General features: G+C 35.8%; 14 protein-coding genes. All 14 read right to left on the minus strand.

The window, feature by feature from the left end:
* Positions 1 to 42 precede the first annotated feature (42 nt).
* Complete coding sequence (locus ACMGGO_RS19280) at positions 43 to 726, minus strand: acylneuraminate cytidylyltransferase family protein (protein ID WP_279493970.1); 684 nt, start codon at positions 724 to 726, stop codon at positions 43 to 45.
* Positions 723 to 1772 (minus strand): nucleotidyltransferase family protein, encoded by a 1050-nt coding sequence (locus tag ACMGGO_RS19285; RefSeq protein WP_257961516.1) that lies wholly within the window; start codon positions 1770 to 1772, stop codon positions 723 to 725. Before ACMGGO_RS19285 ends, ACMGGO_RS19280 begins: the two co-directional genes overlap by 4 nt.
* A gap of 3 nt (positions 1773 to 1775) precedes the next feature.
* On the minus strand, positions 1776 to 2399 hold the full coding sequence (locus ACMGGO_RS19290; RefSeq protein WP_279493969.1) for an acetyltransferase: 624 nt from the start codon (positions 2397 to 2399) through the stop codon (positions 1776 to 1778).
* Positions 2392 to 3468, minus strand: a complete 1077-nt coding sequence (neuB, locus tag ACMGGO_RS19295) for an N-acetylneuraminate synthase (protein ID WP_279493968.1) — start codon at positions 3466 to 3468, stop codon at positions 2392 to 2394. Before neuB ends, ACMGGO_RS19290 begins: the two co-directional genes overlap by 8 nt.
* Positions 3465 to 4586, minus strand: a complete 1122-nt coding sequence (neuC, locus tag ACMGGO_RS19300; RefSeq protein ID WP_279493967.1) for a UDP-N-acetylglucosamine 2-epimerase — start codon at positions 4584 to 4586, stop codon at positions 3465 to 3467. Before neuC ends, neuB begins: the two co-directional genes overlap by 4 nt.
* A gap of 1 nt (position 4587) precedes the next feature.
* A complete protein-coding gene (locus ACMGGO_RS19305) occupies positions 4588 to 5478 on the minus strand; it encodes a polysaccharide deacetylase family protein (RefSeq protein WP_279493966.1) in 891 nt (296 codons plus the stop codon).
* Between the two features lie 30 nt (positions 5479 to 5508).
* Positions 5509 to 5754, minus strand: a complete 246-nt coding sequence (locus ACMGGO_RS19310; RefSeq protein ID WP_279493964.1) for an acyl carrier protein — start codon at positions 5752 to 5754, stop codon at positions 5509 to 5511.
* Between the two features lie 7 nt (positions 5755 to 5761).
* Entirely contained in the window at positions 5762 to 7261 is a 1500-nt protein-coding gene (locus ACMGGO_RS19315) for a class I adenylate-forming enzyme family protein (protein ID WP_279493962.1), read from the minus strand.
* A gap of 16 nt (positions 7262 to 7277) precedes the next feature.
* Positions 7278 to 8450: a Gfo/Idh/MocA family protein gene (locus ACMGGO_RS19320; RefSeq protein ID WP_279493961.1), complete on the minus strand. Its 1173-nt coding sequence runs from the start codon at positions 8448 to 8450 to the stop codon at positions 7278 to 7280.
* Between the two features lie 129 nt (positions 8451 to 8579).
* The gene (locus ACMGGO_RS19325; RefSeq protein ID WP_279493960.1) at positions 8580 to 9626 is read right to left on the minus strand and encodes a hypothetical protein; all 1047 of its coding nucleotides are present in this window, start codon (positions 9624 to 9626) and stop codon (positions 8580 to 8582) included.
* Positions 9623 to 10780, minus strand: a complete 1158-nt coding sequence (locus tag ACMGGO_RS19330) for a LegC family aminotransferase (RefSeq protein WP_279493959.1) — start codon at positions 10778 to 10780, stop codon at positions 9623 to 9625. Before ACMGGO_RS19330 ends, ACMGGO_RS19325 begins: the two co-directional genes overlap by 4 nt.
* Positions 10777 to 11775: an NAD-dependent 4,6-dehydratase LegB gene (locus tag ACMGGO_RS19335; protein ID WP_216486552.1), complete on the minus strand. Its 999-nt coding sequence runs from the start codon at positions 11773 to 11775 to the stop codon at positions 10777 to 10779. The genes ACMGGO_RS19330 and ACMGGO_RS19335 overlap by 4 nt, the downstream gene beginning before the upstream one ends.
* A gap of 17 nt (positions 11776 to 11792) precedes the next feature.
* On the minus strand, positions 11793 to 12128 hold the full coding sequence (locus tag ACMGGO_RS19340) for a hypothetical protein (RefSeq protein WP_257961508.1): 336 nt from the start codon (positions 12126 to 12128) through the stop codon (positions 11793 to 11795).
* A complete protein-coding gene (locus tag ACMGGO_RS19345; protein WP_420282139.1) occupies positions 12125 to 15013 on the minus strand; it encodes a 6-hydroxymethylpterin diphosphokinase MptE-like protein in 2889 nt (962 codons plus the stop codon). Before ACMGGO_RS19345 ends, ACMGGO_RS19340 begins: the two co-directional genes overlap by 4 nt.
* Positions 15014 to 15069 lie beyond the last annotated feature (56 nt).

The following is a 15069-nucleotide window of genomic DNA, read 5'->3' on the forward strand; positions in this document are numbered from 1 at the left end:
AAATTCCCCACAATTTTCAGGAAGCGCCACTGGAATTATATTTTATTCAACGAGCGGTTGCATGATATTCTCACAAACAAAAAAATCTTTCTCCACATCAATATCAAAAGATCGCTCTTCTGGCATTTCATATGCAACTGTTTCTGAAGTAATAAAGCTTTCCGTTTTCTTTAATTCTTCCACTTTCGCCACATATACAGCGCCATTTAAAATATATGCTTTCGGTAATTCTTGCCTTCTTACTACTAATGGCGAATCTATTAATGGTTGCATAACATCATCTTTATTTAATGTGTACATCCAATATGGCGATTGTGCCGCCTCTGCAACAGAAACACAAAAATCCCCATCATTTTTAAACATTTTTTCGATAGTCCCATCAATATCTTCAGCTGTTCTTAATGGTGAAGTTGGTTGGAGCACTACTACATAATCGTAATCTGGACATTGTTCTAACGCATGCAAAATGGGCGCTACACCTGGTGTATCATCCTCAGCTAAATGGGCGGGTCTAATGAAAGGAACTTCTGCACCATATTCAATAGCGACTGTACTAATTTCTTCATCATCCGTCGAAACAATTGTTGTCGTAATATATTTCGATCTTTTAGCTGCTTCAATTGTCCAAGCAATGAGTGGCTTTCCTGCTAGTAGTCTTATATTTTTACCCGGTACTCCTTTTGATCCTCCACGCGCAGGAATTACAGCTAAACATCTTGCAGTCATATATCCAACCTCCCAAACTCTTCATTCGCCCGATAAAAATCATCCATCTGCCCAATATCCAACCAGTATTCATGAATTGGAAATGCTGCTGTTTTTTTACCTCTTGCCATCAATTGCTCAAACAATGTCGGCATATCATAAAACTCAGATTGTGGTATAAAATCTAATACCTCAGGACTTAAAACATAAATACCTGCGTTTATAAAACTACGATGTATAGGTTTCTCTTTTATATTGACAAGATTCGCGCCGTTCGTTTCAATCACACCGTACGGAATTTGAAACTCATACTCCCGCACACACATCGTCGCAATCGCTTCATGCTCCTTATGAAACTGCATGAGTTGATCAAAATTAATTTGTGTCAGCAAATCGCCATTCATGACAAAAAAAGGTGCTACCGGACGCTCTTTTAATAACGACAATGCCCCGGCTGTCCCCATCCTCTTTTGTTCTTCTATATATTCAATCGAAATTCCAAAAGGCTCACCATCTTGGAAATACTCTTGAATCATCTCTTTTTTATAATTAACCGAAAAAATAAAGTTCGTGTAGCCATGTTGCTTGAAGCTATCAACGATTGTTTCGACGATTGGCTTATTCCCCACTTTCAACATCGGTTTCGGTACGTCATTCGTTAATGGGCGTAGACGTGTGCCTAAACCACCCAACATTAAAATAACACTATTTTTATTTTCACCAATATTTTGCCACTTATCAAAAAATACTATATCGATTAATTGTTTTGCACTATCTACAATCGGTAGCTGCTTCAGCTTCTTTTTTTGCATCAACTGTTTATACTTATAAGGTTTTTGCCCAGCTAGAGCGGTAATAGGTGTTGTATTCATCACTTCATCAATCGATACATCTAGCCCTTCACCGCGCAAAATACCACGCCGAATATCCCCGTCCGTCACAGTACCAAGCAAATGCTGTTCGTCGTCTACAACAACTGCAAACTGAAGTGAAGATGCATCAATAACTTGCATTGTTTCTAGTAGTGTATAATTTTTTTTCACAATAATTTGTTGCCACTGTTTCATTATTTACACTTCCTTCGCTGGCACACCATACGCCGTCTTATTATCTTCTATGTTTTTCAAAACGACTGCTCCAGCTCCTATTAAACAGCCTTTTCCAATCGTTATATTTTGAATAACAGTAACGCCTGTACCGATATGCGTCCCTTCACCTATAGTCACTGCACCAGATAATACAGCCCCTGGTGCGATATGTATGTGCTCTCTAATCATGCAATCATGATCAATTTGAGCACCTGTATTAATAATAGTATTATCGGCAATTTTGACGTTTGTTTGAGCAATTGTACCTGCCATCATTTGTACACCTTCGCCTAAAGTAACAGAAGGGGCGATAATGGCAGTCTGGTGGATGACAGATTTAAAACTGTAACCTAACTGTGTAAAATGTTGATAAATTTTAGTGCGTAAACTGTTAGGTCCCACCATACCAATTCCTAACACTAAATCAATCTCTTTTGGATTATATTGCAGCACAATATCGTCTTGCCCTAAATAACGAAGGTTAAAAAAATTATCTTCTTCATTCAGTGCGGTAAAGCCAATAATTTTCTCATCTTGCGCTAGTAATGTTTCTGTTAAAACCGATGCATGTCCACCGTTGCCAATAATAATAAGCGGTTTATTCATCAATCATCGCATCCTCTGCATAATTTTTAGTAGCAGTTTTACCAATATATCCCCAGTACTTTGATGGCGCGATCCCATTACCGGGACGTTTAACGGTTAAGTTCATTTCTGAGAATACTTCTCCTACTTGTATCGCCTTTTTCGCGACTAAGCTTTTACGGGCTGACTGGCGATTTTGCAGCTCAACTGCTGTCGGCTCTTTTACACCATCGCCGAGTGCCTCTTCAATTTCACGTATTCCCTGTACCATCGTTTTCAATTCTTGTGGATTTAATGATGCGACATGGTCAGGTCCTTCCATTTTCTTATCTAAAGTAAAATGTTTTTCAATAACTGTTGCACCCATAACTACAGCTCCGATGGGTATAATAATGCCTTCCGAATGATCAGAAAAACCAATAGGCACTTGGAATGTTGTACGTATTGCATCCATAGCCTTTAAGTTAATAGAATGTACAGGTGCTGGGTATTGTGTTGTGCAGTGTAGCACTGTTACATATTTTTGTAGCAGTTCTTTCGCTATCAATGTTTTATAAAACGCTTTAACTTCAGTAGTATCAACACTCTGCTGTGGATAAGCTAGACCATACGCAATAAACGCTAGTGCTTCATGTATCTCATCCACCGTCGCCATACCCGTAGATAAAATAATTGGACGTTGCTTTGTCGCAATGTAATGGATGAAGGGCGAATTCGTTAGCTCACCAGATGGAATTTTCACAGTTTGCATCGCTAATTGGTCTAATAAAAAATCGACACTTTCAAAATCAAAAGGTGTCGATAAAAAAGCGATGTTTTGCTCACCACAAAATGCATGAAGTTCTACAAATTCGTCAAATGTTAGCTCAAGTTTTTTGAGCATCGCATATTGTGATGTAGCTTCACCTAGATTTTCAACTTGATAGTCTGCTTGTTGTGCTTCTTTCGTCACTATTGTTTCAGCCTTGAATGTCTGAAACTTTACAGCATCCGCGCCTGCATCTTTTGCGACAAGGACGAGCTCCTTTGCTAACTCTAGCGAACCATTATGATTTACACCGGCTTCTGCGATGATGTATGTTTTAGTCATAGATCATAAAACTCCTTTACTACTGTAAATGACGGTAACTCTTTTAAAATATTTATAATTTTTTTAGAAACCTGACCATCTCCAAATATTTGTTCATACGGCTCATTAAATGATAGGGCTTGTTCAATCGCATCCACGATATCTTTCGTTCTTAAAGCCACATCGAACACGGAATTTGGTCGCTCTCGTCCCTTTTGTCTTGTCCCACAATTAACTGTCGGTGTTTCCAAGTATGGAACCTCGATTAATGCGCTTGAAGAATTACCAATGACAACTTGTGCATGTTTTACAGCGCTTAAATAGCGCAATTGCCCTAATGAATCATATAATTGCGCATTTGGGTGGTCATTAACGAATTGCTGAATCACTTCATTGATCGCTCTGCCACCATTATCTGCATTTGATTTTGTAAATAATAAGTTAACTTCTGGATAATTTTCTAATGCTGCTAAAAGCTTAAAGATTCCACCCGTTTCCCCGTTCGTTTCTGGATGATATGTAATTAAAAACAATGGTTTATTTTCATCTACAGAAAGCTGCTCATATAACGAAGCTTTTGTTAATAAGTCAATAGTCATAACATTTTCTATGCCAATCGCTCCAACATTAAACACACGCTCTGGATTCTCACCAAGTTGGATAACACGCTTGCGATGAGATGCTGTGCTTGTAAAGTGCCATGTCGCCATTTTCGTAATTGAATGCCGTATCGCATCATCATATGCGCCGTACGTACACTCTCCCCCATGCAGATGTGCAATTGGGATTTGCATAATGAGAGCTGCCTGTGCAGCGGCTAACATTTCAAAGCGATCTCCTAATATGATGAGTAAATCTGGTCGTAATCGAGTGAAGGCATCCGCAAAGCCAATTGTCGCAAGCCCTATTGACTTTACAACGCTATTCGCACTATCCCCTGACAGCAGCATCTCCACTTTCTCATCAATCACAAAGCCATCACGTTCAATTTGTTCGTATGTATTGCCAAATTCAGGAGATAAATGCATCCCAGTTACGACTAACTGCAACTGGAATGCATCATCTTCTTTTATCTTCTTAATCAATGGATATAATAAACCATACTCTGCTCTTGTACCTGTCATAACGCATATTTTCATATCAAACAACTCCATTTAGAATTAATTGATTGCAATCAATTCGCTTATGCCAAAATCCATTTCTCATATCTGTAAAACCCTTTTCTGTAGTGAATCCTAAAATAAAACCATTCTCAATTAAAATCGGCAACAATTCCACTTGCATTTGAATTGACTGCTCACCACCACCAAAAGACGGTGTATACAGTTTCACATCTTTATTCAATAATTTTTCTAAGTAGTTTTTACAACCACGTATTTCTTTATCATAAAAACCCTGTGGATTCCTTTCATATGGTAAGTGATTCACACTATGAACACCTATAGACATACCACTCGCATCCATCTCAAGAATTTCTCTCTCTGATAAATAAAATTCTTCTATAAAGTTTTCAAGTGTGTGATAAATAGAAGTTACTTTCCTCTCTAAATAAGGACGACTTTGCTCTTCTGACCAATAAAAATTAAATAAATATTTGACATAACGTCTATATTCATTCATCTCATATGAATAAATATCACTCTTATTTTTAATTTCAGTTACATTGACTTGTTGAAAAACTTCTTCCCAAATTTGCTCTTCTTTGAAATGTGAGAGTACCGTATGCACTAAATGAAAAATTGGTACTTTTCTTTCTATAAGTGGACCTGACATAATTGTAAAATAACCAGGAACATTTAATTCTTTTAAAATTCGAAATGCATTGGTATACTGATCTTTTGTTGCATCATCAAATGAAATAATACATTTTGGTTTTTGCGTTTGCTTATGTATGTCCTCTGGCTTAATAATTTCATAATGCTCTTTAGCCCACTCCACTTGTTTTCTAAAATCACTTGGTGAGATTGGGACACTCCCCTTCCACTCTTCCGGCTCCATAACGTAGTGATACATAATAACTAAATCTTCCATTTCATACACCCTCTATATTGGAAAATAACTTTATAAATTACTTAATTTATCTTCTATCAACTGAATAAGTTTCCCTACAAATTGAAAGTCCTTAGACATCATTTCTTCATCAGAAAAAGTAATATTAAACTGTTCTTCTAAATCAAATACAAACTGCACAAGACCAAAAGAATCAACATAACCTTCTTCCACATAATTTAATTCATCTAAATTCTCATGTTTTTCAATTTCATGTTTTTCTTGTAGAGAGGTTAATACATATTCTCTAATATCCATCTAAACTTCACTCCGTTATATGGTTAATAATTTGTGTTCGTAATAATTTTCCCATTGCATTTTTCGGTAAATCTTTAACAAAAAAAATTTTTTGCGGTTGTTGATAGTCAGCTAACTTTTTTGAACAATAGCGCTGAATATCACGTGCAGATAGTTCGTTATCCTTCTTTAATACAATAGCTACTGCTACAACTTCTCCTAATTTCTCATCAGGATATGAGAAAGATGCACATTCCTCAATTTCAGGTAAACTACTTATTACTTTATCAACATCTGTTGGATAGACGTTAATTCCTCCTGTTATAATTAATTCCTTTTTTCGACCTGCAAAATACAGATAACCATCTTCATCTACATATCCCAAATCGCCCGTTTTAAAATAACCACCGGCAACGCTCTCTTCAAATAGGTCCATTTTCTTATAATATCCTTCACACATTAATAATGTACGACAGGCGATTTCACCAATTTCATATGTTTTAGTTTCTTTAAAATCATCGTTTATTATTTTAATAGTTGCGTCCTTCAAGGGTTTTCCAACAGAATTTTGCTTACTTAAACTTTCTTTAAAATTAATACTTGTCATAGTAGAAGTTTCCGATGTTCCATACATTTCATAAAAATCACACTGCAATCTCTCTATTAATTCTTTTCGTACATTTCCCTCCAATAGTGCCGATGAGGAAACAAGGCACCTTAAAGAATTCATATCGTCTTGTGGCACTTCCATCAAGTGGTGATTAATTTGTGTTAGCTGTGCTGACACAGCAATTGTAAACGTTACTTGTTGTTCCTTGACAATCTTTAACCATCTAGTTGGAGTAAAACGAGCCATTAGAATACACGTACCCCCTATTAACAAAGGCATTAAAACTAGCCTCTCAGCTAAAGAATGGTATAAAGGTGTTGCAGCTAATACTCTATCTTTTTTTGTCACTTTATATAAATCATAATGTGCTACAATACGTTTGTTTTTATTTTCTTGTGTCAATAAAATAGGTTTCGGAGTCCCTGTTGAACCAGAAGTAAGTGTAATAATAAAGGTTTCTTTTCCATTCACTTTTTCATTATATGGTCTCAAAGAAGATTGTTGGTCTACATTTAATAATGATGTTTTCCCTTCCATATATGCATCCAGACAAAAAGATCGACCTTGTAAGTATAAATTTTTATTTTTTTCAAAAAATCTAGCATTAGCAATAATGTGTTTTACATCTGATGCTTCAAAGGCCTGAATTATTGCTGCCTCTGGTAAAGTTGGATTAATTGGCACTAAAGTAATACCATTATTCGCAGCCGCCAACATTAAAGCGACAGATATTATGTTATTATACATAGGTATACCTATATGTTCACCATATACTACTTCGTTTTCTAACAAAAAATTAGCATATTGACTCGTTAATTTTGCTAATTCCTTATAAGTAATACTTTCACCCTCACACCAAATAGCAATTTTATCTCCATTTAACTGGGCTGTCTTATAAAATAAATCTGCTAACGTCATAATATTTTTTCTCCGATTATAAGTTTACTTTACGACCTATTTCGGCCGACATATATGCAGCATACGTGACTTTAATTGTATCATATGCTAATTTAAAGCCTGACTTCGGCTCTCGGTCATAGTAGATACATTCCATGAAATCTTGCATCTCATCAGTGTAGCCCCTGATTATTTCATCTGCGATAAATGGCTTATTCCAACCTTGTTTACTTGGAAGCATTTCAGATAAATATATATCATTTAACCCATCTTCATCCAAGAAGTATGTCTCCATTAAATCGTTCAGGGTAATCGTACAATTAATAGTAGCATCATTACAGTAGAGTTCAACATAATTTTTACTACCCCCTAAACAAACATCTGTCGCAATAACTACTGCCTTGGAACCATCCGAAAATGTAATAATCACTGTACCCATATCTTCTACATCTTGAGGTCTTGCCATAATATGGCGATGCTCGTACTCAGTCAAAGTAGGTGTAATTCTTCCCATATCCCCAAGAACACTTTCTATATGAATCTCAATTCCTCTTGCTTTGGCTTCTTGTTGTTTTAGCCATAAAACTGCAGATAAAGGATGTGAGCCTGTCCGAATAAAAGTGCCTCCTCCTGTTTTTGACCATTCCCCAGCCACTGGTGAACTAGATCCTTTTAAACTTTCTTCGCCTTTCATATACAATATTCGGCTTTTTTTTGCCTTAATAACTTCTGCAGCTTTAACCACAGCAGGAGCATAGACAAAATTTTCTGCATACATAAATTTCCTTCCCGACTTTTCAACAACCGCTTGTAGTTTATCTAATGATTGCAAAAGTTGGTTGTACATTTCGGCTTTTGAAACGTTATTACCAATTGGTAATACATCATTTTCACGTCCAAAAAATCCCGAGAGAGGCTTTTCACAAATTACATGCTTCCCTGCTTCCATTGCTCGTATTACCATATCTTCATGTACATATGGAGGTGTACATATATCAATTACATCAATTTCATCATCGTTAATTAAATCTTCAAAATTATAAGAAGCATATTCAAAACCATATAGATTCTTAGCCGGAATTAGTTGCTCTTCCCGTCTTGCAACGATTGTTTTAAATTTCAATGGGATTTTACTAACTCTTTCAAGAGCTTGCATATGTAATTCTGTTGCTCTCCCTGCACCTACCATGCCTATTACTATGGGTTTCATTATTCTATCCCCTTTACATTTTATATAAGATGATATATTGGTATTGGATAGTATATTATTCTATCTATATAACTCCATTTGGGTTATAGTGTTATACAAACCGTTCATATCGCGTATTTTTTAGTGATATTACATTTTTTTCACCATAGAATTAGGGCGATCTTGATCTCCATCAGCTTTAAAAAACTTAGTATTAGGCAATTTATGATGCACCCAAATGTCTACATTTGCCTGTAAAAAAGGCTCAAAGTAATTTGGTATCACATTTCTATCATCTTCTATACGTAATATAAACCCGGCATTTAATATATAATCATTATTAAAGCCATAAGCATAAAAATCTATATACTCAATATTTCTTTCTACAAATAACTTTTTAAAATCGTCATATAAACCTTCAAATAAGCTTTCGTTTCCTAAAAAGTCCATAATACGAATTATTTTAGTATCATTTTGTATTACTTCTCTCCAAACTAATAAAGCCCCTATTTTATTTTTATCTTTGATTCCGTAAACTTCATATTGATAAATTGGGTGTTTGAAATAACGTTTTTCTAAATACCAGGAGTCTTTATAAGGAATGGAATCTATATTGTCTAGATTAAAGTTTTTTGTAACCTCTTCTATAGAATTTAATCTAATTAAATTTGTTCGCTTCTTTGCTTTATTTTCAGAATGATTTATTCTTTCAATTTTTGCTATCTTAAAATTATCTATAGTATCATTTAAAAAATAAAAGTGTTGCATTTTTCCTACCGTTTCTTTAAAAAACATTTTTCTTAAAGGAATGGTTGTTCGTGGATTCGCTCCATTTCCAATTTGGGTTCTACATTTTGTTAATTCGACTACTCGCTTAGCTAGTTCTATTCCTAAAAAAGGCATGTTTTCTCGCGTGTCAACAACTTTCCACATACTTCCCCAAATATCCCTTTTATCAATATTATTTGGATGAGAGCAATTTAAAAATCCAAAAATCCCTTCTAACAACCCACTTACTTTATCAATTGCTATCACGAAATTCACAATTTCTCCGTTAACATATTCATACTCAAATAATTCTCGATTAATAGCCATAATATGGCCTTCACGCCAATGTTCATTTAAAAACGCCATAATCATCTCTATATCTGAATACTTCGCTAAACGAATTTCGTATCTTTCATCAAATTTATTCATAATTTCACCTCAATTGCTGTGCTAGGTATATTGATAACCTTTCTCTTTAATTTCTCCGTCACCATCAAATCCATCCTCGGACAACCTTTATACATCCCTAACTCATGCATCGGTGTCCAAATAGGTCGACTCATGATACCTTCATCATTTAATAGCTGTAAAACTTCATCTCGCTTATACGTTTCATCAAGCAATATCGTCTGTAACCAGTAATTGCTTGACGTATGAACCGGTTCTTTCATTAAGCGCACGCCATCTATAGTTGCGACAAGCTTATCATAAAAGTTTGTGAGCGAACGCTTTTGCTCAATAAATATTCGGAGCTTTTCTAACTGTGCACAACCCAGCGCAGCATTAATATTTGGCATACGATAGTTATAGCCGATTTCATCGTGGACAAATTCCCACTTGTGTGGCACTTTGGCAGTTGTTGTGAGGTGCTTCATATAATTAGCGAGCTCCTCGTCATCTGTCAAAATTGCACCGCCGCCACCTGTCGTCATAATTTTATTGCCATTAAAGCTCATCGCACTTACTTTACCAAATGTCCCTGTATGCTTCCCTTTATAATAGCTACCAAGTGATTCTGCCGCATCTTCTACGAGAACAATATGATACTTTTCACAAATAGCGACGAGCTCGTCCATCATACAAGGGTGACCGAACGTGTGCATTGGCACAAGTGCTATTATACGACGGTTCGTCTGTTTATTAAAAAGCACACCACCGCGCATTTCACCAATTTGTACTAAGTACTGCTCAAGTTTCACAGGGTCTACACCAAGTGTCTCTTCATTCACATCCACAAAGTGCGGCACCGCCTGCAAGTAGCTCACTGCATTCGCTGTCGCAATAAATGTTAAAGAAGGCATGAGTACTTCATCTTGAGCCTCAACTCCAACTGCCTTTAGGGCGATATGCAGTGACGCCGTACCGTTCACGACAGCTACCGCACGCTTCACACCGACAAATTTCGCCAAGTCTTCCTCAAAGCGTGTGACATATGCCCCGACAGACGACACCCAGCCAGTTTCTATACAGTCTGTTACGTATTCGACTTCTTTTTCATTGAATGTTGGTTCGTGTAATGGAACAAATTCTTTCCCGTATAACTGTTTAATGTTATGAGCAAATTCTATCCATTGTTTCGTCATATGTTATACACATCCGCCTTATATTGTGCTAAATTTTTAGGATTCGTAAACCATTCAATCGTTTCTTCTAATCCTTGTCGGAAGCCTTTTTTCCCGCCGTATTGTGGTGTCCAATTTAATAGCTCTCGCGCTTTTTGATTATCGGCCCAAAGACGCTCAACCTCGCTCTTTTCAGGACGTAGGCGTTGTTCATCTGTCTCAATCGTCAAATCTACATCCATAATGTCAGCAATCATTTCAGCTGTCTCACCAATCGATACTTCATAGTTCGAACCGATATTAATAACTTGCCCAATCGACTTTTCAGATTGCATAACAGAAATAAAGCCTTGCACAGTATCTTTCACATAGTTAAAATCACGAGTCGGACTCACTGCACCAAGCTTAATTGTCGTTTGACCACTCGCGAGCTGGCTAATAATTGTCGGTATTACCGCGCGTGCTGATTGACGTGGGCCATACGTATTGAAGGGACGAATAATAGAAACAGGTGTGTCAAATGAGCGATAAAATGATAACGCCATTTGATCTGCCCCAATTTTCGATGCTGAATACGGCGATTGTCCTTGTAGTGGATGATTCTCGTCAATTGGCACGTACATAGCTGTACCATATACTTCACTCGTAGATGTGTGGACAACCTTTTCTACATTTAATTCCTTTGCCGCTTGCACGATATTCAACGTCCCAGTTACATTAGTATCAACATACGTCGCTGGTGAGTGATATGAATAAGGTATTGCAATAAGTGCCGCTAAATTTAGCACATGTGTACAGCCTTTCATCGCTTCTTTTACACCGTAAGGATCGCGAATATCGCCTGAGAATACATCAAGTTGTGATTTAATATCTTGCGATACCTGGTCGAGCCATCCCCAAGAATTAAATGAATTGTAGTAAACAAATGCTCGTACGTCGTGACCTTCACGTACGAGCTGCTCTGTTAAATGTGAGCCGATAAAACCGTCGGCGCCGGTGATTAATATTTTTGACATAGAAAATCCCCTGTTTATTATTGTATTATTTGTACTTGCTCTTCAAAGAACGGTTTGATTTCATATACGAATAAATCCGCAACTAATACCCAATCTTTCTTACTTAATCCTTCATTAATTTCCGTTAAAAACATTTGAATTTGCTCTATAGGAAAATTCAGCTCGATATTATGCTCCTTTAGCAATGGTTTTAATTCCATCAACCAAATCATACCTTCTGAAAAATCTTGTACAGCGAGTAGTGCATCATCATGCTTGCCATCTGCTAATTGTTCTGCAATATACTGTGCACCATGGGGGATATTGTAAATATACTCATTATAACTTGCAATCACTTCTTGTAAGTCTGTCATGAACGTGTACCTCTCTCTTCAATTTCTAATAATACTTCTTGTGTATAACGTCTAGCTTTCTGGAATACCACTAATAATTTTTCATATAATGCTTTACTTTGATTATAAACACGCTCATACGTCTGTTCTAGTGTTTCATTTTTTCCTTTTTTATAATCTTTACGCGTTTCTAAAATAATAAGGTATATGACACTATCTAGAAGTACTTGATCATACAATTCAATTAATTTCTCGTCAATTTTATCTAGCTTTTTGAGAACAGGTTTTGTAAATTGAATGTTAGATTTCTTTTCCCTTAGTATCGTCAGTGCTTTTTGAAGTTGGTGTTCCAATTGACGATATACATCCATTTCATCTTCAAAGAATTTTTTTAATTGCGTTAAAGTGACTGTTTGTTTCTCATAGCTGGCATCTTGCAATTCTTTCGTTTGTAAAAGGTCCGCATACTCCTGACAAAAATCTTGGAATGTTTTTTGCGGCATTCCTTCAATTTTACTGCCACCCTCTGTACAGTTATAAATGACATGGTTGTTTTTTAACACTTCATAAATTTCCTCGAATTGCTGGCGCATTGAATTAAACGTTAAATCTGTATAAACTTTATCTCCATTATACCCTTCTACTTCATAAGCATGATTTCTAATTAGCCAATTTTCATCAATTTCTACATACCCAGCATTGTCTGCTGCATGTGTTTGATTATTTGTAAATGCTAAATCTTGTCCAATTAATGCGACAGGACCACTTGAGATAAACGTAGCAACATGGAGCGCTGTATGTGCACAGCTCCCCCCATTGAGCATAATCGGTATTTTAATCCCTAACTTTTCCTCGCAATAATCTAAAATTGTATCTTCTATCCCCATACCATAAAAATACAAATTATTTTGATACTTCTCAGTTATTTTGTAATGGCTACTAAGCGCCGTAATTAATTTTGATTTTCCTATTTCTAGGTTTTTAAAATGCAAATCATAGTTAATTTGTGCACCGTCAATTGTCAAGACATAATCTGGTTCAATGCCTGCTGCAAGTAAGGATTTAGTCGTAGAACCTGCTGCGATAATGACAACTTGATCTGCAATTTTCTTTAGTAAAGGAAGCTGCTTTGTTAATGATGGTCCACCTGAAGCGACAATAACAGGCTGTGTATAGCGTTTATATAAACGATTCAAGCTTTCTGCACCATTCAAGTATTGGAGATTACGGCGAACATTTTGTTGCCAAATATCACTAAAGAAACTAATCGTATTTCTTCTCATTCGATCTGCTAAGTAGCTTTCTTTCACAATTAAATTTATATTGCGCTGCTCCATCGGAAACAATTTATCATAGTTAGGAGAACAAATTAATTTCATATTTGTATCATATTCATTGTGATAAGCTCTAACCTGCTCTTGGAACAGTTTTTTATTAGAAATGACTGTCACACCTTCAACAGTCATTGTTTTTTCAATGCCACTCATGGCAGGCTCGTAAACGAGTAATGGGGCATCCTTTAATTTCGCTTTTAACGCTTGTGCAACATAGCCATAGCCATAGCCGAATAATACATGTAAATAATCTTCTTCGATTTCCTTTTCAGCTATTTTTTCTGCCTCTTTTATAGGGTCATATTTACTATGTAATAAATAACCACCTAATGCAATCGTTGGAGAACCAATTTTTGTATCGATATATTCTATTGTTGGTTGTTGTTGTTTCATTTCAGCAATAATATTTTTCGATTTCAATGTATAGTCTTCCAAAGCCTTTGTATTTCGCTTCGTTTGTTTTGCCAACTCATCTAGTGCTACATCTATATTCACATGTCCATCTTCTAACTGAAAGAGTGGTAACCCATAACGATAATCTACATGGATTTTCGTATTAGCACTCGTAACTGTATAGCATAGTTGGCGTTCATTTATATTATGATGTTGGGGTTTCTTTTTTAATACATACTTTACAAGTTCAAGGAAATCAGCATCCATACCGTGATTTGTCGATTTAAAAATTACATTATCTACTTTTGTATTGTCAACAATTTCAAATTGAACGTGTTGTAACTCGCTTAAACTTTTTTTCTTATCCGCCGGATTCACTAAATTATCTGTTGTGCCTATAGCTGAATAAATAAATGCACCATTTTCAAAATTTTTATAAAGTTGGTGTAACGTTAATGCCTCTTGATCTTGAATAATATCCTTTGCTAAGTAATTGAAGTAAACACATAATTTTTGTGTATATAGACATCTCTCATACTTTAAATACACTGGGGAGACCCACGCTGCTAGATCAACAATATGAGAAAACAAATGCGGCACTAAGCGGTTGCTAAGATGCAGTAAATAGGCCCCTTGCGATTGTCCAAATCCGATGATTCGCTGTTCATTATATTGAAAACCATTTTTAGTTAAAACAACTTTAACAGCTTCAATAGCGGTTATAATGTCGATTGCCTGCATATAACTCATATCCGCAAATTCATCTAAAGTTTCGTCTAATTTTGCATAGACAGGAAATTCTGCATCTTTATTTTGCAATAATGGTATTAAATTTGATGAATCATTTTGGATTTGTGCGATTTCATGATCTAAAAATATTTTAGCTAAAAAAGCAGTTTCATCGTTAAATGTAAATCTGTCAACGCCTTGCATAAAACGATTCCCAAAATAATCACATTGTATTGTCACTACATTATATAAATCTGAAAATTGACTCCGCATTTTTTTATAAACATTAGAGTCAATATGTCCACCAAAACCAGGAGCAAAAATAAAGAATCCGGTTTCCTCGTTCGTCCCTTTTTCAGGTAGCGCAAATTCGATTCTTAACTCTCTTTTATTATAGCCATTCCATATTGTATGGTGTGCAGGAATAATGATTGATTCTAAATGTGCCACCTTTTCTCTTCTCCTTCACGTTCCTAATTTTTTATGTATTAATGAGTTAAATTCAC

The organism is Lysinibacillus sp. BNK-21 (assembly GCF_048684915.1).
Taxonomy (GTDB): Bacteria; Bacillota; Bacilli; order Bacillales_A; family Planococcaceae; genus Lysinibacillus; species Lysinibacillus capsici.